Annotated in this window: 21 protein-coding genes; 4 read left to right on the top strand and 17 right to left on the bottom strand. The window is 45.1% G+C overall.

Translation table 11 applies throughout. From position 1 onward, the window contains the following. Positions 1 to 9 precede the first annotated feature (9 nt). Complete coding sequence (locus tag ACTRWF_RS16910) at positions 10 to 2,172, top strand: EAL domain-containing protein (RefSeq protein WP_462835917.1); 2,163 nt, start codon at positions 10 to 12, stop codon at positions 2,170 to 2,172. Positions 2,173 to 2,292: 120 nt separating this feature from the next. Here the strand turns inward: ACTRWF_RS16910 and ACTRWF_RS16915 are convergent, their stop codons facing one another. From ACTRWF_RS16915 to rpe, 8 genes are all read right to left on the bottom strand, one after another. Further along, positions 2,293 to 3,099 (bottom strand): 2-oxoadipate dioxygenase/decarboxylase family protein, encoded by an 807-nt coding sequence (locus ACTRWF_RS16915; RefSeq protein WP_462835918.1) that lies wholly within the window; start codon positions 3,097 to 3,099, stop codon positions 2,293 to 2,295. Between the two features lie 115 nt (positions 3,100 to 3,214). Further along, a complete protein-coding gene (astD, locus tag ACTRWF_RS16920) occupies positions 3,215 to 4,684 on the bottom strand; it encodes a succinylglutamate-semialdehyde dehydrogenase (RefSeq protein ID WP_462835919.1) in 1,470 nt (489 codons plus the stop codon). Between the two features lie 13 nt (positions 4,685 to 4,697). Continuing rightward, positions 4,698 to 5,735: an arginine N-succinyltransferase gene (gene astA / locus ACTRWF_RS16925; RefSeq protein WP_012517005.1), complete on the bottom strand. Its 1,038-nt coding sequence runs from the start codon at positions 5,733 to 5,735 to the stop codon at positions 4,698 to 4,700. 20 nt (positions 5,736 to 5,755) lie between these two features. Further along, positions 5,756 to 6,964 carry an acetylornithine/succinyldiaminopimelate transaminase gene (locus tag ACTRWF_RS16930; RefSeq protein WP_462835920.1) on the bottom strand — a complete coding sequence of 403 codons (1,209 nt, stop codon included), beginning with the start codon at positions 6,962 to 6,964 and terminating at the stop codon, positions 5,756 to 5,758. Between the two features lie 466 nt (positions 6,965 to 7,430). Then, positions 7,431 to 8,597 carry an HDOD domain-containing protein gene (locus ACTRWF_RS16935; RefSeq protein ID WP_462835921.1) on the bottom strand — a complete coding sequence of 389 codons (1,167 nt, stop codon included), beginning with the start codon at positions 8,595 to 8,597 and terminating at the stop codon, positions 7,431 to 7,433. 294 nt (positions 8,598 to 8,891) lie between these two features. After that, the gene (locus ACTRWF_RS16940; RefSeq protein ID WP_462835922.1) at positions 8,892 to 9,476 is read right to left on the bottom strand and encodes a glutamine amidotransferase-related protein; all 585 of its coding nucleotides are present in this window, start codon (positions 9,474 to 9,476) and stop codon (positions 8,892 to 8,894) included. 99 nt (positions 9,477 to 9,575) lie between these two features. After that, entirely contained in the window at positions 9,576 to 10,583 is a 1,008-nt protein-coding gene (gene trpS / locus ACTRWF_RS16945; protein WP_015066091.1) for a tryptophan--tRNA ligase, read from the bottom strand. 65 nt (positions 10,584 to 10,648) lie between these two features. Then, positions 10,649 to 11,326 carry a ribulose-phosphate 3-epimerase gene (gene rpe, locus ACTRWF_RS16950; RefSeq protein WP_020745245.1) on the bottom strand — a complete coding sequence of 226 codons (678 nt, stop codon included), beginning with the start codon at positions 11,324 to 11,326 and terminating at the stop codon, positions 10,649 to 10,651. Positions 11,327 to 11,632: 306 nt separating this feature from the next. Between rpe and ACTRWF_RS16955 the strand changes: the two genes are divergently transcribed. The 3 genes from ACTRWF_RS16955 (at position 11,633) to ACTRWF_RS16965 (ending at position 13,142) form a co-directional block, all read left to right on the top strand. Further along, positions 11,633 to 12,454 carry a TorF family putative porin gene (locus ACTRWF_RS16955; RefSeq protein ID WP_012517011.1) on the top strand — a complete coding sequence of 274 codons (822 nt, stop codon included), beginning with the start codon at positions 11,633 to 11,635 and terminating at the stop codon, positions 12,452 to 12,454. Between the two features lie 170 nt (positions 12,455 to 12,624). Beyond that, complete coding sequence (locus ACTRWF_RS16960) at positions 12,625 to 12,933, top strand: hypothetical protein (protein WP_012517012.1); 309 nt, start codon at positions 12,625 to 12,627, stop codon at positions 12,931 to 12,933. Positions 12,934 to 12,941: 8 nt separating this feature from the next. Then, on the top strand, positions 12,942 to 13,142 hold the full coding sequence (locus tag ACTRWF_RS16965; RefSeq protein ID WP_012517013.1) for a DUF2970 domain-containing protein: 201 nt from the start codon (positions 12,942 to 12,944) through the stop codon (positions 13,140 to 13,142). Positions 13,143 to 13,233: 91 nt separating this feature from the next. Here ACTRWF_RS16965 and ACTRWF_RS16970 read toward each other — a convergent pair whose 3' ends face one another. From ACTRWF_RS16970 to pilM, 9 genes are all read right to left on the bottom strand, one after another. Continuing rightward, entirely contained in the window at positions 13,234 to 14,115 is an 882-nt protein-coding gene (locus tag ACTRWF_RS16970; RefSeq protein WP_012517014.1) for a Dam family site-specific DNA-(adenine-N6)-methyltransferase, read from the bottom strand. Positions 14,116 to 14,341: 226 nt separating this feature from the next. Next, positions 14,342 to 15,853, bottom strand: coding sequence for an SPOR domain-containing protein (locus ACTRWF_RS16975; protein WP_020742757.1), 1,512 nt, complete (start codon positions 15,851 to 15,853; stop codon positions 14,342 to 14,344). A gap of 171 nt (positions 15,854 to 16,024) precedes the next feature. Next, positions 16,025 to 17,092: a 3-dehydroquinate synthase gene (gene aroB, locus ACTRWF_RS16980; protein ID WP_020742758.1), complete on the bottom strand. Its 1,068-nt coding sequence runs from the start codon at positions 17,090 to 17,092 to the stop codon at positions 16,025 to 16,027. A gap of 31 nt (positions 17,093 to 17,123) precedes the next feature. After that, on the bottom strand, positions 17,124 to 17,639 hold the full coding sequence (gene aroK / locus ACTRWF_RS16985; RefSeq protein ID WP_012517017.1) for a shikimate kinase AroK: 516 nt from the start codon (positions 17,637 to 17,639) through the stop codon (positions 17,124 to 17,126). A 270-nt stretch (positions 17,640 to 17,909) separates the two neighbouring features. Further along, positions 17,910 to 19,682: a type IV pilus secretin PilQ gene (locus tag ACTRWF_RS16990; protein ID WP_020742759.1), complete on the bottom strand. Its 1,773-nt coding sequence runs from the start codon at positions 19,680 to 19,682 to the stop codon at positions 17,910 to 17,912. A gap of 2 nt (positions 19,683 to 19,684) precedes the next feature. Continuing rightward, the gene (locus ACTRWF_RS16995; protein ID WP_012517019.1) at positions 19,685 to 20,212 is read right to left on the bottom strand and encodes a pilus assembly protein PilP; all 528 of its coding nucleotides are present in this window, start codon (positions 20,210 to 20,212) and stop codon (positions 19,685 to 19,687) included. Beyond that, positions 20,209 to 20,820, bottom strand: coding sequence for a type IV pilus inner membrane component PilO (locus ACTRWF_RS17000; protein WP_015066095.1), 612 nt, complete (start codon positions 20,818 to 20,820; stop codon positions 20,209 to 20,211). Before ACTRWF_RS17000 ends, ACTRWF_RS16995 begins: the two co-directional genes overlap by 4 nt. Further along, positions 20,820 to 21,401 (bottom strand): PilN domain-containing protein, encoded by a 582-nt coding sequence (locus tag ACTRWF_RS17005; protein WP_020742760.1) that lies wholly within the window; start codon positions 21,399 to 21,401, stop codon positions 20,820 to 20,822. The genes ACTRWF_RS17000 and ACTRWF_RS17005 overlap by 1 nt, the downstream gene beginning before the upstream one ends. After that, positions 21,389 to 22,456, bottom strand: a complete 1,068-nt coding sequence (pilM, locus tag ACTRWF_RS17010; RefSeq protein WP_020742761.1) for a type IV pilus assembly protein PilM — start codon at positions 22,454 to 22,456, stop codon at positions 21,389 to 21,391. Before pilM ends, ACTRWF_RS17005 begins: the two co-directional genes overlap by 13 nt. Between the last annotated feature and the right edge of the window lie 17 nt (positions 22,457 to 22,473).

Genomic DNA, 22,473 nt, shown 5'->3' on the forward strand with positions numbered 1-22,473 from the left:
GAGTGATCAATGGCTGATGATACGTCCTCCAGCACGCCTTCAAACGATCACGCCGCATTGCTTGAACGGCGATTGAAACGGGAGCGCGCAGCAAGAGAGCAGGCGGAAGCGTTACTCGTAGAGAAAATGGAAAGCTTGTACGAAACGCTTAAGCAAAGTCAAAATGCACAAAAGGATCTTGAGCTAGCGCTTTGGGCTTCTCAGGAGTCGTTTTGGAGCTGGAAAGCGCAATGCGATAGGATGGAGATACGCTCGTTTTCTCTTCATTCTGAGAGTGTATCAACATGGTCTGGTACGTTAATTCAATTATTAGAACGTGTGCATGAAGACGACATAGAAGGGCTTCAGTTCCACTGGAGTATGGCATTACACGGTAAGCGCGATCGTATAGAGTTCTCTTTTCGCCTAAAGCTAGATGAAGACTTCCAGTGGGTAAGGTTGCGTGGGCGTGTTTTAGAACGTGGAAACGCCGGCGAAGCATTGCACATAGTTGGTACGACAAAAGATATCACGCAACAGCGCAAGGCTGAGCAATCCTTTCATTTGATGGCATCGGCTTTTGCTAGTTCTCGAGAACCTATGCTGGTGCTTTCGCCTGACCTTGTTATTACCGAGTGTAACGATGCTTTCATTCAGTTAATTGGCGCGATGGTGAAAGACCAATGGGTTGGTCTAGATTTTAACCATATATTTATTACCGAAAAAGTCGATAAAGCGCAGTTAGCTTCGGATAAGCAAGTGCGTTTCGAGTCTAAAATTAAGACACAAAGCGGAGAAATCAGAGTCGTTGATATTTCGGTGGCGCTATTTGAGACCTATCAGCAAACTTCTTATCTCATAGCTACTATGCGCGATATCAGCGATCGCAAACGCAACGAGGCCAGACTACGGCAGCTCGCTCTTCACGATGAGTTGACTGGGTTATCAAATCGAAACTTTTTACGGGAATCTATTACTGGCTTAGTAGAGAGCAAAAAACCTTTCGTTTTAGTATTTATCGATTTAGACGGCTTTAAAGCGATTAATGATAACGCAGGGCATGAAAGAGGCGATATCGAGCTACAGCGGGTCGGCGCACAGCTTACCGCCATGTTCGGGCCAGTCGGTGAAGTCGGAAGGTGGGGGGGCGATGAGTTTATAGCGGTACTTCCTTCGCAAACATGTGAGAAAATAGCTGAAAAATCTCAGCAGCTTATTCACCACATCGAAGAAGACGTGGTTAGCGTTAAATCTTCAGAGCTAAGGTTATCGGCCAGTATCGGCATTGCCGACTTTCCCGCGCACAGCGACAGCATAGAAGGCTTGATACAATGTGCAGATGCAGCGATGTATCGCGCAAAAGAGCTAGGGAAAGGGCAAGCTTTTATCTACGAGCCTGGGCTTTATGAAAGCATGACTCAGCAAGTGAGTATGGTGAATGATTTACGCAGAACCGTAGAAAACCATCTACTCGATTTTTATATTCAAGGCAAATACGACCTAAACGGAGAGTTAAAAGGGGGCGAGGTATTGTGCCGGTGGATATCGGGGTTGCACGGCGTGGTTTCACCAGCCGTATTCATTCCCATAGCTGAAGAGCAGAAGCTCGACAGTGCTATTGGCCTACAGGCTTTAGAGGCGGCATGTGATTACATTTCTATTATGGAGTCGCAGCAAGGTGAGTCAATACCGCTGTCGGTGAATATTAGCGCCAACCAAATGCTTGATCCGAACTTTCCGCAGCAGGCGCTAAAGATTTGTATGAACAACAGTGTCTCCCCTGAATATATCGAGTTAGAATTGACAGAGTCGGTATTTATTCGGGATGAAAAAGCGGCGCTTAGGGCGTTAAATACGCTAAAGGAAAATGGCTTTAGGCTCTCCTTAGACGACTTTGGTAGTGGTTTTTCATCGCTTAGCTATTTGCGCAGCTTTCAGTTTGAAGTGGTCAAAGTGGATAAAAGCTTGATTCAAGGCATACACCTAGATAGCAAAGCCAATGCACTGTTTAATGGCCTAATTGCCATGTTAAAAAGCCTGCAAATAGAGGTTGTCGCTGAAGGTGTTGAATTAGAGTCTTACTTACCTTTTATGCAACAAGCGGATATTCAGCTTATGCAGGGCTTTTACTTTGATAAACCTATGCCTTACGACCAGTTTCTTGCTAGGCATACATCGGAGCCTAACCGTTAGTACCAAGCCGCGACAACTCACTCTCTAAATTGCGTTGGAATGTATCAACGCTATTTAGGATGGGTCAGCGAATACAAAAAAAGCCCAACAATGGGCTTTTTTCACCACCCGTGGTTTATGCTATTTCGCATTCGTACTTTCAAAGATTTTATCCGCCGATGCGGCAACAAAACCAGTATAAAGTTTACCGTCAGGCATTTCATAGCGCTGGGCAAATTCGTAGAAACAGCTTGGGATAGCCACAGTCTCATCGCTAAAAGCGACGTCTGCGCGGTCGGCCATTGTCGAAGACTGAGCAAGATAAACCTCTGGTCCCCCCTTAATTTCACCGCCCGATGTGTTAAGTACAAATCCGGCTTCTTTAAGCAGGGTGTTCACATCAGCAAGCTTATTAGTGCGGGTTAAGTAGTTTACGCTTACCGTAAAATGGTTAGCACGAAAGCCCCAAGCTGCCATCCACGCCGCATATTCTGACTCATTTAACAGCGTGTCGTACTCAGCTTTAGAGACCTCCCAGTGCTTCCCTGAATACAGGAAGTTGTCGGCCTTCACCATTGAATCTGGCATTTGCTCTACAAGCTTTTTGATAATGGCTTGCGCTTGGTCTGAAAGCTCATCAACGCGAAGTTCACTAATAAACACTTTGGGCTTGGTATCGTCGGGGTGCTCAAAATGTTTGGCTGTGAGCTTTTTGGCTTCAAAGTTGTAGTCGCCTTTCGCTTCATATCCCAAAGCTAAGAAATGTGCTGCAAGCTTATCTAAGCGAGTTTTATCAAGGGCAAATGTTCTAAAAGCAACGTGGTCGTTAACGATATCGTTCGTGTTTTCTTCACCGGCTAATAGGGCATGTATTTTATGTGCTGAGGGAGTGATTGTTACGTAATCGTCCCACATATTGCTGAACAACGTATCTATGTTGCTATGCATGGTAGTAGGGTCCTTTCTGTCGTTAACTATTTTAAGGAATAGTTCGTATAAGCTAGGTGCGAAAATGGCCGAAGCGCACGGTGCTTCGGCCTTTTTAGATAACGTGAAGCTAGGCTTACATTGATAAACCTGGGCTTAACTTGCCTGGCATAGTGACTTTATCAAGCTCAACCGAAGCTACGGGGTATGCGCAGTAATCTGCTGCATAAAACGCGCTGGCTCTGTGATTGCCACTGTCGCCTACGCCGCCAAACGGTGCGGCACTGCTTGCGCCGGTAATAGGTCTGTTCCAGTTTACGATGCCCGCGCGGATACGCGCAAATAAATAACGGTAATCTTCTTCACTGTCACCTAAAAGACCTGCCGACAAACCAAAACTGGTGTTATTGGCTTCTGCAATCGCGTCATCAAAGCTAGTATAGCGAATGACTTTTAATAGCGGACCAAAGTGTTCTTCGTCAGGCAGTGAAGCAAGCATGTCAGTTACATCGATAATACCCGGCGTAGCAAAGCCTTTGCTTTCGTCTTGCTGCTCAAGACGTACCAATACTTTACCGCCTAAGCTTTCAAGTTCTTGCTGTGCTTTCACCATGAGAGCTGCAGCACTACTTGAAATCATTGCACCCATAAATGGCTGCTCTTCAGCATCGTAATCGCCAACTTTAATATTTTTGGTTACTTCGATAAGGCGAGCAAGGATAGCGTCGCCTTTGGCGTCGGCTGGCAAGAACAAGCGGCGCGCACACGTGCAGCGCTGACCTGACGTGATGAAAGCAGACTGAACGATGTCGTGTACCGCAGCATCAACATCGGCTACGTCTTTTACGATTAACGGGTTGTTACCGCCCATTTCAAGGGCCAAGATTTTACCTGGGTGGCCAGCGAACTGTTCGTGTAAGATCCTTCCTGTACGCGAACTTCCGGTAAAGAACAAACCGTCAATGTCATTGTGCGAAGCCAGGGCTTTACCCGTTTCCACTTCACCTTGGACAAGATTAAGTACACCGGCCGGAAGGCCTGCCGCATCCCACAGTTTCACCATTTCTTGTGCAACCATGGGCGTTAAATCGCTTGGTTTAAACACAACCGTGTTACCCGCGATAAGAGCAGGAACAATGTGTCCATTAGGAAGGTGACCCGGGAAATTGTAGGGGCCGAATACCGCTACCACGCCGTGAGGTTTGTGGCGAATAAAGGCTTTACCTACTGGCATTGGGTTTTCAACATTGCCGGTGCGCTCAAAGTAGGCCTTCTCAGAAATACCGATTTTGCCCATCATGGCGCCCACTTCCGTGGCCGTCTCCCACTCAGGTTTACCGGTTTCTTTTGCCATTACTTTGGCAAGGTGAGCTTTTGCTTCTTCAAGCTTAGCGCCGTAAATCTTAATAATTTCAAGACGCGCTTCAACCGTCTTCATGCTCCACGCTGGAAGTGCAGCACGGGCAGCGCTAATCGCGTCGTCGATTTGCTCTGCTGTGGCAGACTTGCCTTCCCAAATAATTTCATTTTTGGCTGGATCAACTGAGGTTAGGTCGTGACCTTGTCCGGCAACCCATTCACCGTTTATAAAATGTGTATGTAGCATAGTGGGTGTCCTTTTAGTCTCTGTAGGTGACAGGGGCAAAGCGTACGTGTTCACCCTCTTTCACATTCAGTGCAGCAGCGGCCTGGCGAGAAAGCACGGCAACCTGCTTCTCTTCGCTTACCGTCATTTCGGTGGCTACTGCACGGAAATCAGATATAGATGTGTTAATAATGTAGTGCGTTTGCCCTAACGCAGCTGCGTTGTCGTCAATGAAAACCGGTAGTTTTACACTCGACTGTGCAGTGCGAATATGGCTTAGGTTCGCTTCAACCGTGGGGCCTGCGTCGAAAATATCTACGTAACCGCGGCAAGAAAAGCCCTCTTCCTCTAATAGCTGAAGGGCTGGGCGGGTTTTTTCGTGTACCTCGCCAATCACTTCTTGAGCTTCTTTACTCAGTAAATTTACGTAAATCGGGTATTTAGGCATAAGTTCAGCAATGAACACCTTGTTGCCAATACCCGTGAGGTAGTCGGCCGTTGGAAAGTCCATAGAGAAGAAGTGGGTCTCTAGCCATTCCCAAAACGGTGAACGGCCTTCTTCGTCACTTACACCACGCATTTCGGCAATCACGGTTTCTGAAAAGCGCTCGCGATGTTCCATCATAAACAAGAAGCGAACTTTAGACAGGAAGCGGCCGTTAATACCGCCTCGCGCTTGCTCACGAAGAAAGAGGGTGCAGATTTCAGTGACACCGGTGTAGTCATTACAAAACGTTAAAATGTCTACCGTATTGTGAATGTTTAGCTCGCGAGAAGCATGCACTACTTTACTTAAATGGTAGTGATAGAAAGCATCGTCAATACCAACTGCAGCTTCAATACCTGTCGTGCCCACAACCGTACCGGAAGTGGTATCTTCCATTACAAACAAGTATGACTCATCGCCAGGCTCGGTTACGTTAGGTTTGTTAAACGCAGTTTCTGCACGATCAATTTTGCGCTGTAGTAACTCGTCGTTAACGGGCAGTGACGTAAAGCCAATACCCGATTCAACGGCAATTTCTTTCAGCGCGTTATAGTCGGCCTTTGTAATAGGGCGAATGATATTCATGTTCGCTACTCGTGTTGTAATTATTCGGCGTTTACAACGGCGGCAACGGCGCGCTCAAAACGTGCTAAACCTTCTTTAATGTCTTCATCAGGGATAACCAATGAAGGCGCAAAACGAATCACGTTCATACCGGCAACCAAGCACATTAGGTTTTCTTTCGTTGCTGCCATCATGAAGTCACGGGCGCGACCTTGGTATTTTTCATTTAGTGCACAGCCTAGCAGCATGCCTTGACCACGAACTTCATCAAATACGTTGTATTTTTCGTTAATCGCACCTAAAAGCTCACGGAAAAGCGCTTCTTTTTTAAGTACACCTTCAAGTACTTCTGGCTGATTAACGATATCTAATGCTTTTTCCGCAACCGCACAGGCCAATGGGTTTCCGCCGTACGTACTGCCGTGAGTGCCTGGTTTAAGGTGTGCGGCAATATCATTTGTAGTTAGCATGGCACCAATTGGAAAGCCGCCGCCTAACGATTTTGCTGTGGTAAGGATATCCGGTGTTACGCCAAGACCCATGTAAGCATACAGGTGGCCAGTACGACCAACGCCTGACTGGACTTCATCAAATATAAGTAGCGCGTTGTGCTTGTCGCATAGCTCGCGAACCCCTTTTACAAAGTCAGCGTCTGGTGGAATGATGCCGCCTTCGCCTTGCAATGGCTCCATCATTACCGCACAGGTTTTGTCAGAGATAAGTGCTTCAAATGCAGCGAGGTCGTTGTAATCACAATGGTCAACTGCGCCCGGCTTAGGGCCAAAACCATCAGAGTAAGCCGCTTGACCCCCAACCGTTACGGTAAAGAACGTACGGCCGTGGAAACCTTTATTAAACGCAATGATTTGGTTCTTATCTTCGCCGTGCTTGTCTAGCGCCCAGCGACGAGCTAACTTTAGCGCCGCCTCATTAGCTTCTGCACCTGAGTTCGCAAAATAAACTTTGTCGGAAAAGGTGGCATCGTTAAGCTTTTTAGCAAGGCGAAGAGCGGGTTCGTTGGTAAATACATTACTTAAATGCCAAAGCTTGCTGCCTTGTTCATTTAGTGCTTTAACTAGCTCAGGATGGCAGTGGCCTAAAACATTTACTGCGATACCGCCTGCAAAGTCGATGTACTCAGCACCCTCTTGATCCCATACGCGTGAACCTTCACCTCGAACAGGTACCATACCTGCTGGGTTATAGTTAGGAACCATTACATCATCAAATGTAGCGCGAGTTACGTTCATCTTTGTTACCTCTGCATTGGGCGCTAAACCACTTTTTTGTGTTCATGTTCGTAAAGCATTGGAAGAGAATTTCTTCCCACTCTTAAGCACGCAACATTATTTTAGCGCATAAAAACTAATCGGATTTGGTTTACAGTATGCCATTTTTTTTAACATTTGTCTTCTTCCTAAAAGGCTGCAGCCCTTTATCTATAAGGACTGTGGCTTAATTTGCAGGAAAAGTGAATAACTATTAACTACTGGGCTATATCATTTAGTAATAATCGAGTTTTCTGCTTGGAAAACGGTTATACGCTGGCTATAGCAGCATTGCTGCGCGAGTAAATTGTTGAAAAAAGTATCGTCCAAACACGCATGTCTATACTGAGGTTGGCGGGCAAAGCCGTAAGGAAAGCCCGTTTTCTAGAGGATAAGTGAATTTCATGTTGCACATTGCATAACGAGTGCATGAATATCCACTAAATTTTTAATGACTGTCTTCGTTTTTAACTAATGGAAGAGTAAAAATATCGATAGTTTTAAGTTTCTCAAGGGCCCCTTGAGGGTACTTTTGTTCAACAAAAAGAGGCTTTACATCTTTCATCTCAACCAGTTTCAATTGGTGTAACATCCGAACTTGTGTATAAGAGCGAGCCTGATGAAGTACTTTGCACAGGCTACCACTTTCAGCCGGTATCTTGTTCGCACAATCCCGCATAGGCGATGCAATAGGCAGCCGTTTCAAATTCATCCATTCCATGATGTCGGCACTTACTGCATCGGCAAACTCTTGTTGCATAGCAATAAGATGATTTGCTGAGGGAGTTATTTTAAGTAAGGCTTCATGTCGCTTTTGCTCCTTGTCTTTTTGACACTCTTTTAGCAGGTGAAGCTGAATTTTATCAAACAGTTTGAAGTAAAGCCGTGTTACTGCACAGCGCCCTAAGTTACTTAGCATACCCAACGTATAGGCGGTATTTTTGTTAATGTCATTGATAATCCCTAAGCGCTTTGTTGTCATGGCTACACCCGTCGAATATCGTGTAAGCTTTTGCTTGATTAACGGATAGGGGTCGGTAATTTGCGGCATAGCGCGCTTTAAAATTAGCGAAGGGATTAAGGTGCGTAAGTTTTCTATACCTAAAAAGCTAAGCGCCGTTCTCAGCGTTTCAACAACGATAATGCGACCGCGAGAGTCTTTACGTCTAAATTGGGGGGTATTCACGACAACGATAAGCTCATCGTAAAGCCACGGCATGGTAGCGGCGATGGGCTCTAATTTAGAGACAGAACACGCCCTTACTGAGAGCGCATCAAGCAATCCGCCGATGTTTTCTGGTAAATTAAGTACGTTTTGTACAAGTTCGTCGGTATAGCTGAGTTGCTCGGTCAACTCTTCGAAAAGTATCTCGTGAAGTTGATGGCTTACCGACTCTTGATAGGTTGCTTCCGTTTTTTCTTGCAGGCGCTTATTCTCAATCGCCACTTTCTCAACATTCAGCAGTAGCCGACGAGCGTCACCTTGTTCAGATTGTTCGAAGCTCACTTCACCAACTCGACGCCTTCCTAGCATTTCGAGCACGCGTTCTGGAGAAATAAGCATGTTCTCGAATCGTTCGTCGATTGTGGGCGGTGTGGTTGCCCCCATTGTCATATTAAAAGCACTCCTGCTCATAACTTTTTGTTGAACGGCAATATTATCGTACATCAGGGGCCTTATAACGTTCGCTCTGCAATGGAATAAATAACAGCTACGGCTTTTCGAACGACATAATTTTTCATCAACGCTGATATAGCGCTTCCCCGTTGATACATAACCACTATTTAGCGTGCCAACGCTAAATGGACTTATGAAAGTTAAACGAAAAATCAGTGAATTGCGAGAAATACTGCCTTTAAAGCGTCAGCTTTTACACTACTAAAACGTATCGGCAGTAGTTGAATTAACTTAAGGCATTTTGAAGCGCAAAAAAGCGTCTAGCACACTGTGACCATGTTCAGTGAGCAGTGATTCGGGATGATACTGTACCCCCCATATAGGGTGGTGGGTATGTGAAATAGCCATGATCTCTTTCCTACCTTGTGCGGTCTCGCACCATGCGTCAACCTGAAGAGAACGAGGCATTGTTGTTGGGTTTAACACAAGTGAGTGGTAGCGGGTAACGTTAAAGGCTTTGGGAAGCGTTTTAAACAAACCGGTTTGCTTGTGCTTTAACGTGGAAACCTTGCCGTGTTTTATTTCTTGAGCGCCTACTACATCAGCACCAAACACCTGGCCGATAGCCTGATGGCCTAGGCACACACCTAAAATAGGCAGTTTACCGGCGAAATGAGAAATAGCAGATAAGCTTATACCGGCTTCGTTCGGTGTACACGGACCGGGGGATATAACAAGCTGTGAAGGGGCAAGGCGTTCTATGTCGTCGATAGTCAGTGCATTGTTTCTCACCACTTCAACGTTGGCACCAAGTTCTGTGAAGTACCGAGCAAGGTTATGAGTGAATGAATCGAAATTATCAATTAACAGCAACACAGCAGCGCTATTCCTAGGTAATCCTGTTAGGCGAAAGTGATGGCCACGAAGGGTGATACTTGCCCGTCGTGGCTTTCATAACAAACTGGCAGCGTAGTCTTATGGCTTAGGTATAAAACCAACCGCGTTGTATACCTTTGCGAGCGTTTCTGCAGCGCGAGCAGACGCTTTTTCCGCACCCTGACGCATAACATCGTCAAGGTAAGCTCGGTCTGCTCGAATTTCGGCATAACGCGCTTGAATTGGCTCTAGTAACGCGACGACGGCGTCTGCGACATCGCCTTTAAGATGGCCGTACATTTTGTCGGTATACTCAGGTTCAAGCGCTTTAATCGATTTTCCGGTAGAAAGAGAAAGCAGGGTAAGTAAGTTAGATACACCAGGCTTTTCTGTTGGGTTGAAATAAATATTGGCTTGCTCGTCAGAGTCCGTTACCGCGCGCTTAATCTTCTTCGCCAACTTCTTGGGTTCTTCTAACAGACCAATAAAGTTGTTCGGATTATTGTCTGACTTCGACATCTTCTTTTCCGGCTCTTGCAAGCTCATAATGCGCGCGCCGAAATCTGGGATGTAAGGGTCAGGCAATTTAAACACATCGCCATATCGGTTATTCACGCGGGTTGCGATATCGCGGGTCAACTCTAAGTGCTGCTTTTGGTCTTCACCTACTGGTACCTTATCTGCTTGATAAAGCAAAATATCGGCAGCCTGAAGCACAGGGTAGCTATATAAACCAACGTTGATATTATTTTCGTTTTTCGCCGACTTATCTTTAAACTGAGTCATGCGATTTAGCTCACCCATTTGAGCATAGCAATTGAGAACCCATGAGAGCTGAGCGTGTTCCGGCACATGGGATTGTAAAAACAGCGTGCTTTTTTGTGGGTCAATACCACACGCAAGGTAAAGAGAAAGGCCGTCTAAGCACGCTTCTGCTAGCTGCTTGGGGTCTTGTCTTACCGTAATGGCATGCAAGTCTACAATCATATACAAGCAGTCGTGATCGTCTTGCATGGAAACCCAATGCTTAAGCGCACCCATGTAATTGCCAAGGGTAAGTTGGCCTGAAGGCTGACAGCCACTTAATACAACGGGTTTATTACTCATTTCTTTTTACCTGTAATACGTTAAATACTGTTAAAACTAAGTTTGAGAACGTTTAGCTTTAAAAACTATGCTTTAGATAATGACGCCAGTTCATCGCGCATTTGCTCGATGACATCGCCGTAATCGGGTTGAGAAAAAATAGCTGAACCGGCAACAAACATATCCGCACCCGCTTCGGCTATGTCGCGAATATTATCTACTTTTACGCCACCGTCAATTTCAATTCGAATATCATAGCCACTTTCTAAAACGCGCTGCTTAACTGCGCGCACTTTATCTAGGGTACTAGGTATAAATTTTTGACCGCCAAAGCCTGGGTTCACCGACATAATAAGAATGTGGTGCAGCTTGTCCATGACGTGGTCAAGGTAATGTAGCGGCGTGGCTGGGTTAAATACCAGACCTGGTTTACAGCCGGCGTCAATGATGAGTTGTAAAGAACGATCTATGTGATCAGACGCTTCTGGGTGAAAGCTAATATAGCTAGCGCTAGCGTCGGCAAACTTTTCTATCAAATCGTCTACGGGCTTAACCATAAGATGCACATCAATGGGTGCAGTAATGCCGTAATTTCTCAACGCTTCACAAATCATAGGCCCAAACGTAAGGTTTGGTACATAGTGGTTATCCATCACATCGAAATGCACCACATCGGCGCCTGCTTTTAATACGTTGTCTACGTCTTCGCCAAGACGGGCAAAGTCAGCAGAAAGTATAGATGGGGCAATTAGGAATGGTTTCATTTCATGTCCTTTAAATCTATAAACAACAGGGTTTGTTGCCACTTACGTTTTAGGGTTGCGAAAGTTTACCCAAATCCGTGCTTCTTTACTATGCAAAGGCTAAATCAGCGTTCATTTCACTGGAATTATAGATAGACGAGGGTATAAGAATGCCTTGCCCAATAATGGGGAGGGTGCGTTATGTTGGTGCGTTTTTGTTCAGGTTGAATGCGATGGATTTAACGGCACTATTTTTTGGTAGGTTGATTTATTAAATTAAATCAGTGAGTTAAAATTTTTTGAGCAAAGTTTTTTGGTGAACCATAAATGGGCATCAACTTTGCGTTAATCAGTCCAAAAAAGAAAACACAGACAGAAAAACGAATTATAACAAGTTTGAATTTTGACTGGAGAACACACATGAAAACATCTACAAAAAGAACAATCCTTGCCGCTGCAATTTCTTCAGCGTGTCTGTTAACAGCCATGCCTAGCTATGCAGAAGGTGAATTTACTGCCAATGCAAGCGCGACCAGCAACTACATTTGGCGTGGTCTAACACAAACTACTAACGAAGCTGCTGTTCAGGGCGGTATCGACTACGCACACGAAAGTGGTTTTTATGCGGGTACGTGGGCATCTAACGTGAACTATGGTGCAGGCGATGTATATTCATATGAGCACGACATGTACTTTGGTTTTTCTGGCGAGTCTGACGGCATTGCTTACGACTTTGGTTACCTTTATTACAACTACGATGATGAAGCGAACTTTGACTTCGCTGAAGTTTATGGCTCAGTAGGTATGGGCGGCTTAAGCCTAACGGTTTACTTATTAGCACACACCGAAGCTGATGAAGGTGAAGGCCAAGATTTTGGATTTGCTCAAGCATCTTATACGTCTCTTGACTACGGCATGGAAATTCTAAATGGCACCGAACTTGGTTTCCACGTTGGTTATCACGAAGGTGACTTTGCGGAAGCGTTTAACGGTGTTGAAGGTTATGTAGACTACGGCGTATCAATCGCGAAAGATGGCTTTAGCTTTGCAATTACAGGGACCGACCTAGATGATATGGGCGGCGATGATGAGTTTGATAACGATGCAGTTAAATTCACTGTAGCTTACTCAGTCGACTTCCAGCTGTAAGACTTGTTCAAAGGCTATTAGATAGCCTTTAACAAAACGTTGAGTAGTAAAAGCCTAATGTCAGTTCATTAGGCTTTTCATTTTTAAAGGCAACGCATTTTTAACTTGTTAGTAACCTGCTTTTGATTATAATGAGATTAATTTTTAAACGAGTGTAAGGAGTATTCAGGATGAAAGTTCTCCCATTTTTTGCGATATCTGCAGCTGTAGCGCTAGTTAGCGTAGCAGTCACGAATCCGCCAAGCTCACACTCGTCGGTATGTGAATACCAACCCGTCACCGAATTTAACCCTAAGCTACCAGCCAGCCACATTCAAAATCAATGTGCTCGATACCAAGACGGTGTAGAGGAAGTTAGCTGGCTATCTTGGATCGCGGGTAAATCGCCATCCTTTCAGTTTCACTTTTTAGATTTACTGGAGTTGCTGCACAGCGACGATGGTAATCGAGATTTCACCTCTCCTTCGAACGACGCGTAGGGGACACTATGCCATCTGGTACTGGTTTCTGGTCTGTTCTAGGTAGTGTAGTCGCAAGTCTGTTCGGTGTTCAAAGCCACAAAAACTATGAACGCGACTTTACTAAAGGCACTTTTATCAGCTTTGCTGTTATTGGGGTAATTTTGGTAGCGCTATTTGTTGTGTCACTATTTATGTTCGTAAAGTGGTATACAGGCTACGGCGGCTAATTCCTTTGCGTCTTCCCTGAAGGCTAAGCTTAAAACATCATATAACTAAACCGAAGGCGCCAATATTTATTCTGTTGTCGTATTATTGCCTTCAATCCGAAGGCCGTTGCACTGCTTTTTTCTTACGAGCTTTTCGCTTGGCAACAACTTTCGCAGGTGGAAAATAAGCGAGTATTTCATCAACCGGTTGACGCTTTGCACCATTTTGACTAATAGACCGCTTTACTGACAGCATACTGAAATCCGCACCTTGGTATAGGGCTCGGGTTAGCGGTAAATCGTGGTTCGATATTAATACCGGAATTCCGCGCTTTTTAGATGCTCGGGTGGCCAATTCTGCCAGTTTTTCTTGAGACTCTTGCCCAAAACTACGGGCTGCATAGCTAGTAAAGGCAGCCGTTTTACTGATAGGTGCGTAGGGTGGATCGCAATAAATAACATTGCCTCGCCTAGCCCTTGAAAAAACCTTCTCAAACGGTAGACAGGTGAAAGTGGCTTTTTGTGATTTTTCAGAAAACACAAACATTTCGTCTTCTGGAAAGTAGGGCTTTTTGTAACGGCCAAACGGCACATTAAAACGACCTTGAAGGCTATAGCGACACAAACCGTTGTAGCCATGACGGTTTAAATATAAAAAGAGGATAGCTCGATAATACTCGTCTTCGGTAGCATTGAATTCTTCGCGTAACGCGTAGTACATTTTCTCTTCGTTGCGTTTACCATCGAAAAACGAGCGAGCGTCATTGATAAGCGCGTCTGGCTGGGCTTTTAGGAAGTTGTATAAGTTAATAAGATCGGGGTTGATGTCATTAAGTAGGTAGCGCTTGTATTGCGTATTCAAAAACACAGAGCCTGCACCAACAAACGGTTCTATAAGTTTGTTAGCTTGCGGTAATCTGGCCTGAATATGCTCAACCAAGCTGTATTTGCCACCGGCCCATTTTAAAAAAGCCCGGTTTTTCTTCTGCATCATGCTTAAACGTTACTACCTAGACGGAATGAAGACGGTGGTTTTTCCTTGCGCCGCCGTTCCAAGGGAAAGGGTCGTCTTTATACTTTTATGCTGATCAGTATCAGATATCACCACGCTAAAGGTAGATTGTAACTTTCATCAGTAAAACGGACAACCAACAAGTGCAGCAAGAAGGGAATTTTGCTCGTTTACTGGAAATAATATGGCTATCCGGTTGCGAAATGACTTAATTTTGCGCTTTACCCATTTCAGAGAGGATTTGGTTTCCTCGCTTTATAAAAGCATTTTGTTTACCTGGGTATTCGGGTAAATCTGTTCGTGCTTGTTGCGCTTGCGATAACGAAGTATAAATGTTCTTGTTAACTACTACGAACCACGCGCCACCATAGCGAAAGGTTTTATAAATTCGGGTATGTTCAACCAAGCCATTTTCGCGTAAAAAGGCCTTGAGAACAGATTCATCCTTCATAGCAAGCATTTGAATAGCGTAGTCGTTGGCCGTTATCCAGTTACTTTGTGAAGGCGTGCCTTTTATGTTTTCACTTACCGTATTGTTATTCTCGGCATTGTTACTTTCGGCTGACGCTTCGCTCACAGAATCACGGGGATTGTTAGTTGCACTAACACTTTCTTCGCTACTTGTTTGCTCTTCTTCAAGCGGGTTATTCGTTGCCGTAGCCGTATTGCCTTGCTGTTCTGAAGAAGGCGGTTGCGCAGGAAGCGATGATACAGCGGCGTTCCAGTCTGTTATAAGTGTGTCGTCTTTAGTTGAAACGCTGCCCGAGCTTTTGTTTTTACGAAGTGTTGAATTTGGGTCTGACACTAATTCTACGTTAGCAGTTTGAATTTCAGCGTCATTTTCAGATTCACTGCCGTTTATGTTGCTTTTATCAATGTCACCTGCAATGTCTCCAGTAATGCTCTCTTCTGTGTCTTGTGTATTACTATCCATAAGGGTCTTATAGGCCGAACCAGGCGCGACTAGCAAAGCTTCATTTTCAGTACTATTTTGCTGTTCTATCGGTGAAAACAGCGACGCTAGTTTATCGCCATACTGCCAATAAACTAAGCCAGAAAAAGTTAGCAGAAAGACACATACAACTGATACATAGAACCATGTGGCCTTTAGCGGGTTGTGAAAAGTTAGCGTGTTTTCACGCTGCCTGTTCTCTAAATGCGCTTGAAACGCTTCTCTCCTTGAAGCAATCATTTTGTCGAGCTCAGACTCAACGTTTGACTGCTCACTCATGACTGACTGACTACTAATAATAAGCGGCGTTTCGGTATTTTTTGCAGGAAGCCACTGCTTAGCGCGTTCTGCCCACTCGTTGTTCGCAAACAAAAGCACATTTAAATGCTGCTTGTTGCCCGCAAACCGGCTCTGTAAGACAAGGTCCCATAACTCTTGCAGCAGGGCATCAGGAAGGTTATGTGCCTGCGTTATGGCTATAAGAATAGGCCCTTCATGGCTATTCAAGTCGGAAAGTAATTCATTGAGGGGTCTAACGAAACTGCCCACGACTTGCCCGAGCAGCTGCCGACAGAGTTGGCGGCGATAATCCGACGGCTCCATATTTTCTTGCGCCGTTAAATACGCAATTTCAGTATCGTCGTGCTGTTGAAATACGAAGGCTTCCAGGGTTTTTTGTTGTTGAGCAATGGACTCGCCGCTGACAAAGATCAGCTGAGAGGAGTAATTGACCAAGTATTCCAAACGATCATGCAGCTCGCTTTGCATGGGAGTTTGCCCTTATTAACCGATACTGTTAAACCTATGACTAGCCGCGCTATCTTCTACCTGAATGACAGATCTAGAAGTGCATTGGGTGCAAAAAATGACCATGTCATCGCTTCTGGGGGCACTACCCTATAGCGGTGCAATCGCTGCTAGTATGTTGCGATAGTTAGGCTAAGCAATAATGTCAGTTAGAATGTCGTCGGTAACGTCCTTGGTGACCACCGCTTTGCCAATACCTTGGGGAAGGACAAAACGAATATTGCCTGCTTCCACCTTTTTATCGCGTTTCATGTGCTTAACGTAGTCGTCCTTAGTCATGCTACTTGGCCCTTTAACAGGCAATGCAAACGCTTCAAATAGCGCAGACACGCGACGTGTTTCTGACGCTGAAAACCACGATAAACCTTCTGCAGCTTTACAAGCAAGTATAGTACCAGCGGCCACCGCTTCGCCATGTAACCAATTGCCATACCCTTGCTCTGCTTCAATTGCGTGTCCAAACGTGTGGCCTAAATTGAGAATGGCGCGCAGACCACCTTCTCGCTCGTCTTTAGCAACAACATCGGCTTTAATTTCACAACAGCGGGAAATAGCTTGGGTTAGGATGCTTGTGTCTAGTGAAGTGAGTGCATTTACGTTTTCTTCAAGCCAAGTGAAAAAGTCAGCATCGTAAATGATGCCGTATTTAATCACTTCTGCCATACCTGCAGCAAATTCTCTTGGCGGTAGTGTCGCCAGCGAGTCGGTATCGATAGCAACATAAACAGGTTGGTAAAATGCACCAATCATGTTTTTACCTAGAGGGTGGTTTACCGCCGTTTTACCGCCAACCGATGAGTCTACTTGAGAAAGTAATGTGGTAGGAACCTGAATAAAAGGCACGCCCCTTTGATAGGTCGCTGCAACAAAGCCTGTGAGGTCACCGATTACTCCGCCACCTAATGCAATTAGCGTGGTATCTCTGGCGGCGTTAAGCTCAAGAAGGCGGGTCATCACAACTTCGAACTGCGCTAAATTTTTATGCTGCTCACCGTCAGGCAAGATAATGGTTTCAACGTGAACGTCACCACATGCCGCCTTCGCCGTTTCAAGATAAAGTGGAGCAACGGTTTCGTTGGTTACAATAACGGCAAGCGGGCCTTTTATGTAGGCACTAAAAAGGCCAGGTTGCGAAAGCAGCCCAGCCTCTATCTGTATAGGATAGCTACGTTCTCCAAGTTCCACAGTTAAGGTTGACATGGGCGTAGCACCTCCTAATACATAAGTTTATTTATAGACCGATCTTACTGATAATTTGATTTGCTACAGCACGCGCACTTTGGTCGTCTGTATCAACAATGTAATCAGCAACTTCTTCGTAAAGCGGGTTGCGCATTTCTGCAAGATCGCGAAGTACTTGTTCTGGATCTTCGTTTTGCAGCAAAGGGCGACGTTTGTCGCGTTGTGTACGGGCAACTTGCTTGTCGATTGTTGTTTGTAGGTAAACAACAATACCACGGGCAGATAAACGATTACGCACAGCTTTAGTGACTATAGAGCCGCCGCCTGTGGCAAGCACGATACCTTGCTTATCTGTCAAATCATTAATGACGTTTTCTTCGCGCGCTCGGAAACCGTCTTCGCCTTCAAGATCAAAGATCCAAGCGATATCAGCACCTGTACGGCGCTCAATTTCCTGATCAGAATCAAAAAAGTCTAGGTGAAGTTCGTCTGCCAGATGTCTACCGATGGTACTTTTGCCAGCACCCATTGGGCCAACTAAAAAGATATTACGTTTTTCAGCCATATTTGCTTATATCACAACTTAATCATGTTAGGGGCAGTGCACTGTTGCCTTACCAGCCTACCCATTGACTCGTGCCTATTTAGTGTCCAATAAGCACCACTCCTTAAACCTCGCTTAAATTTCGAGGCGGGGATTATCTCAGTTTCATGCAAGGCGTTGCAAGTTTTGTTACCAACAAATAGCCTATACCTGTAAATTTAGTGGCAAAAAAGGCCCTAAAACGAAAAAACGCGCTTTAAAAAGCGCATTTTTTGTTTATCAAACCAACAATTATGGTCGTTCTGTCACTATCTTAGGTGTTACGAAGATAAGAAGCTCACGTTTTTGTTGAAGCTGAGATGAGTTTCTAAATAGCGCGCCAACAAGGGGCAAATCACCAAATAGCGGTACTTTTGACACACCGTCAGAGCTGGTTTGCTGAAAAATACCACCGAGCACAATGGTTTCACCATTTTCCACTAAGACTTGTGTCTTAATCTCTTGGGTGTCAATAGCTACGGCATCCCCTGTAGAGGTTGTTACCGTCTCACCTCGGGTATCTTGTGTCACCACTAAATCAAGAATTATGCGATTATCAGGGGTGATGTGCGGCGTTACTTTAAGCGACAGTACCGCTTTTTTGAATTCTACTGACGTAGCACCACTCGAGGTTGCTTGAACATAAGGAATTTCGGTACCTTGTTCAATGTACGCTTCGTGCTGGTTTGCAACGGTAATACGCGGGCTTGCAATAATTTCGCCCTTATTTTCCGATTCTAATGCAGACAGTTCCAAATCGAGTATGGTGCCATCTACCAAGCTGGCTATCTGAAAACCGATACTACCTGCTGCGCTGCTTACCGGAAGGTTAACATTAAGACGGTTTTCAATACTTGGCACAACGCCACCAGCAATGGTATCTGCACCTTCAATACTGCCTGATATGCCATTGTCATCCTGGCGGTCACTAAAGCCCCAGCGCACGCCTAGCTGTTCATCAACGTCGTCTAGTACGGTAACCATGCGGCTTTCAATAAGCACCTGTTTAACCGGAATATCCAACGCATTGATCGTCTTTCTAGCTTCATCAATTGAGGCTAAAGTGTCGCGAATAAGTAAGGTATTAGTACGCTCGTCCACGGTCACTCCACCTCTTTCTGAAAGAATACCGCCTTCTGTCGACTTCAAAATAGTGGCAAGTGCCGCAGCCTTAGCGTAGTTAACTGAAATATTAACGGTGTGAAGCGGCGCTAAATCTGACACCTGCTTTTTCGATTGAAGGGCTTGTGTCTCGCGGGCTGAAAGCTCTTCAGCAGGCGCAATAAGAAGAATATTGCCTTCTAGGCGTTTATCTAGCCCTTTCACACGCAAAATCATATCTAGCGCTTGATCCCAGGGAACACCAGACAAACTGATCGTAACGTTTCCTGACACCGTGTCGGTGGTCACAAGGTTAAAACCGTTAACCTGCGCAATAATTTGTAAAACTTGCCTAACAGGTACATCTTGAAAGTCGAGGGAAATAGGGTCGCCCGTGTACTTTTTCTCGGCTTCCAGTGCTTCTTGTTGTTCGCTATCCATGGGTGAAATGGCAATGCGAAGTACAGCGTCTTTAACCGTATTTCTAACGGTTACCGGACCTGAGTAGTTAATTTCTATTCTCGCACCATCTTTGTCTTCAAAGGTTTCTATGGTCGATACCATTGTGCCAAAGTCGGCTACATTTAACTCTAATAACTGGTCTTCGCCTAAGGTGGCGTTTGCCAGGGTAAGCGACACTTTACCTTGAGATTCTATAAGCTGAACTTTAGGAGCCTCACCTTCAAACTCGACTAAAGTGACTGCGGTATTATTGGCAGCTTGCGTAAAGTCAATGTTGGTTATGGTTGAGCTTTTCGATAATGCATTTTGCGTTGCATTGGGGTCTACCAACATAGGCTCTTGCGCCTTTACTGGAGAGACCCATAGCGTGAACGAAAATATCGCTGTTACAATGAAGGCCAGCCAATACCATCTAGGGGCTCTACGATTCAGAGATTTGTTAAATATGTATCGTTCGGCCATGCTTACTCTCCCGCCTTCGATGCTGTAGTCATTGTTGTTGTTTTCCTTTGCCAGCAGCCTGCACCATCAGGTAATAATTGCTCAATAGTAATCGAGTCAGTGTTAATTTGCGTAATTTTGCCATAAAACAAGCCAATACGACTCCCTACTTTAGCTTTATGTAGTACGCCATCATTACTTTTTAATAAAGCCCATTTGTCACCTTTTACCGAAAAGTTACCGCTAAGCGCAAGGGCATCTACGCCATAGGCTTCAAGCGCTTGTTTGGGACGCTGAAAGTTTGGCTGCAAACAGTTTTCCACCCGCGACTTCGCTACGGGAACAGCGGCATTTCGAGGGCGATCAAACGGGCTTCTTAAATCACTCGCTGTATAGTTAAACGGCGGGTGAGTTTTAAACTCAGGGTAGGGTTCAACCTGTGGCTGAGCCCGCTCTTTAACGTTTTGTGTGTAGGCCTGTAAATCGTCGAGCTGCGGCGAACAGCCCGCTATCAAAAATAGCGTTATGAGAGATAAAAACGATCGGATCATTTTTCATCTCCTTCAAGTTCTGAGGCGCTTTCGGAGCGATAAGTCTTCGCCTGAAGTTTAAGCGATAGGCCGTTTGGCTGTCGCTTAATTTCGAAATCATGAAGGGTTACGATTCTCGGTAAATCTGCCACCTTCGCAACAAACTCGCCAAAGTTGTGGTAGCCACCACTGACTTCCATTTCAATGGGAAGCTCGGTGTAGAATTCTTTGGGTACTTCCTGTTGCCAGTTAAGAAGCTCAAATGTAAGGCCTGATGCTGTGCCCACGTAAGTAATATCGTCAAGTAGCCCAGGCGTTTCATTACTCGTGGGCAAGCTTTTGAGCATAGAAGAGAAATCTTCTCTTATTTGTTTTAGCTGCGCTTCATAGGCATCTAGATTAGCAGCAATACGATATTTCGCTTCGAACTGTAGTTTTAGCTCTTGCTCTTTTAGCTCGGCCGCATCTTGTATTGGCAGCTTGGGGCTGACTAGCAGGTAATAGCTTAACGCGCCCACCAAAATTGCCACAAAAGCGGCAACTACAATACGTACCTCATGGGGCCATATCGCGATTTGTTCAAAATCGAGTTCGTTTAATTCTTTTAGTTTAGAAACGTCAAACTTCATTATTTCTGCGCCTTACTACTCTCAACCTCTAGCGGAGCAACATTCGTATTTATTGAAAAGGTGAGCGTAAAGTTGCTAATGGCTCTTGCAGTGCTACTGTCAGATTTAATGGTAGAGAGCTCTGCGGCAACGAATACTTTAGAATTTTCTAACGCACGCATGAAGTCAGATAAGCGGTTATTAGAATCGCTTACTCCCTCTATTTCAATACGGTTGTTGGTGCGTGTCATCGTTTCAAAAGCCACGCCCGGTGGAACGAGTTTAGCTAATTCATCAAAAACGATAGGGGCAATATTTCGACTAGCTTGAAGCTGTTCAATTAGCGCCATACGCTGTTCTATTGCACTCTTTTTTTCTTTTACGGTCTTAATCTCGCCAATTTGCGCATCGAGTATAGTGATTTCACGCTCAAGATATTGATTGCGCGAGTTTTGATTATTGATTTGCTGGTCAATGGCTTGACCGATAAACCAAAAAATTAAGCCCACAATGGCAGCCACGGCCAACAAGCCTGCTAAATATTGTTGTTTTTGATGTTGGCGCTGTTTTTCTCGCCAAGGCAATAAATTTACATGTGCCATGGCGTAAAGCTCCGGCTCGCCAACCCTGCGGCAATCGCAAGCTGAGGCGCTATCTTGTTAAGTCGAGTAGTATCAAGTTTAGGGTTAATTGTCATATTGCTAAAGGGATTAAAGCAATTCACATCAAGGCCTAAGTCTTGTTTTAGGATATCGACAAGAGGTGCTATCGTCGCCGCTCCACCGCTAAAGAGTATTTTGGTTGGGCGCTCTGCGTGTAACGTACTCATGTACATTTGTATAGCGCGATTGATGTTCTGCTGAAGGTTGGCAGCAAAAATGGGGAGTGTATCTTCAACCCAGTTTCCTGACAGTGTGCCATCAAGAAGCTGGCGTTCTGCTGTTTCGCGCTCAACCATGTGAATTGCGCTGATATCATTGACTAACTGGTTTAGGCCAAACGCGTGCTCTTTCGTGTAAATAACATCGCCGTTTTTAATTACACATATTTGGAGCAAAGACGCCCCCACATTAACGCAACAAAGGGGTTCATCTTCTACGTGAGGCGTATGAAAAAAATCCAGTGCATTGCCGATGGCGTAATTTTCCATATCGACAATTTTAGGCTCGAAATTAGCTTCTCTGGCTAGCAATAGTCGACTGTCTACCAGATCTTTATGTGCCGCAGTTAGCAGTACGTTTACTTTACCGGTGTGCGTGGCACTTGGCCCCATCTCTTCAAAGTCTAAATATACTTCTTCAAGTGGGTAGGGGATAAGGCTGTCGGCCTCAATTTCAATTTGATTTTCTAAATCGTAATCGTTTTGCTCGGGTTCCATGTAAACGATTTTACTGATGACTGAGGTCCCCGCGACCGCCACATTGGCCAGCTTTAACTTGGTTTTCAGTGATTTTCGAATTTTTTTCAAGGCGATACTGACCGATTCATAATCTTTAATATCGCGTTCAGAAAAAGCAATTTTATTAATGGGTTCACAAGCATACCCTTGAAGGACAAAACCCTCTTTCGATTGCTCTAACCACACCGCTTTTATTTGACGCGTGCCTATATCTAAGCCCACAATGGGTGGCAGCTTTTTTTTAAACAGCGATTTCATGTGCAAGTGTCCAGTTT

It is taken from the genome of Alteromonas sp. G5_S2_22_S1 (assembly GCF_054968525.1).

Bases quoted from the DNA above. Each gene is read 5' to 3' on its own strand.
- ACTRWF_RS16910 (WP_462835917.1), top strand. From the start codon at position 10: ATGGCTGATGATACGTCCTCCAGCACGCCTTCAAACGATCACGCCGCA.
- ACTRWF_RS16915 (WP_462835918.1), bottom strand. From the start codon at position 3,099: ATGCATAGCAACATAGATACGTTGTTCAGCAATATGTGGGACGATTAC.
- astD (WP_462835919.1), bottom strand. From the start codon at position 4,684: ATGCTACATACACATTTTATAAACGGTGAATGGGTTGCCGGACAAGGT.
- astA (WP_012517005.1), bottom strand. From the start codon at position 5,735: ATGAATATCATTCGCCCTATTACAAAGGCCGACTATAACGCGCTGAAA.
- ACTRWF_RS16930 (WP_462835920.1), bottom strand. From the start codon at position 6,964: ATGAACGTAACTCGCGCTACATTTGATGATGTAATGGTTCCTAACTAT.
- ACTRWF_RS16935 (WP_462835921.1), bottom strand. From the start codon at position 8,597: ATGACAATGGGGGCAACCACACCGCCCACAATCGACGAACGATTCGAG.
- trpS (WP_015066091.1), bottom strand. From the start codon at position 10,583: ATGAGTAATAAACCCGTTGTATTAAGTGGCTGTCAGCCTTCAGGCCAA.
- rpe (WP_020745245.1), bottom strand. From the start codon at position 11,326: ATGAAACCATTCCTAATTGCCCCATCTATACTTTCTGCTGACTTTGCC.
- ACTRWF_RS16955 (WP_012517011.1), top strand. From the start codon at position 11,633: ATGGGCATCAACTTTGCGTTAATCAGTCCAAAAAAGAAAACACAGACA.
- ACTRWF_RS16960 (WP_012517012.1), top strand. From the start codon at position 12,625: ATGAAAGTTCTCCCATTTTTTGCGATATCTGCAGCTGTAGCGCTAGTT.
- ACTRWF_RS16965 (WP_012517013.1), top strand. From the start codon at position 12,942: ATGCCATCTGGTACTGGTTTCTGGTCTGTTCTAGGTAGTGTAGTCGCA.
- ACTRWF_RS16970 (WP_012517014.1), bottom strand. From the start codon at position 14,115: ATGATGCAGAAGAAAAACCGGGCTTTTTTAAAATGGGCCGGTGGCAAA.
- ACTRWF_RS16975 (WP_020742757.1), bottom strand. From the start codon at position 15,853: ATGCAAAGCGAGCTGCATGATCGTTTGGAATACTTGGTCAATTACTCC.
- aroB (WP_020742758.1), bottom strand. From the start codon at position 17,092: ATGTCAACCTTAACTGTGGAACTTGGAGAACGTAGCTATCCTATACAG.
- aroK (WP_012517017.1), bottom strand. From the start codon at position 17,639: ATGGCTGAAAAACGTAATATCTTTTTAGTTGGCCCAATGGGTGCTGGC.
- ACTRWF_RS16990 (WP_020742759.1), bottom strand. From the start codon at position 19,682: ATGGCCGAACGATACATATTTAACAAATCTCTGAATCGTAGAGCCCCT.
- ACTRWF_RS16995 (WP_012517019.1), bottom strand. From the start codon at position 20,212: ATGATCCGATCGTTTTTATCTCTCATAACGCTATTTTTGATAGCGGGC.
- ACTRWF_RS17000 (WP_015066095.1), bottom strand. From the start codon at position 20,820: ATGAAGTTTGACGTTTCTAAACTAAAAGAATTAAACGAACTCGATTTT.
- ACTRWF_RS17005 (WP_020742760.1), bottom strand. From the start codon at position 21,401: ATGGCACATGTAAATTTATTGCCTTGGCGAGAAAAACAGCGCCAACAT.
- pilM (WP_020742761.1), bottom strand. From the start codon at position 22,456: ATGAAATCGCTGTTTAAAAAAAAGCTGCCACCCATTGTGGGCTTAGAT.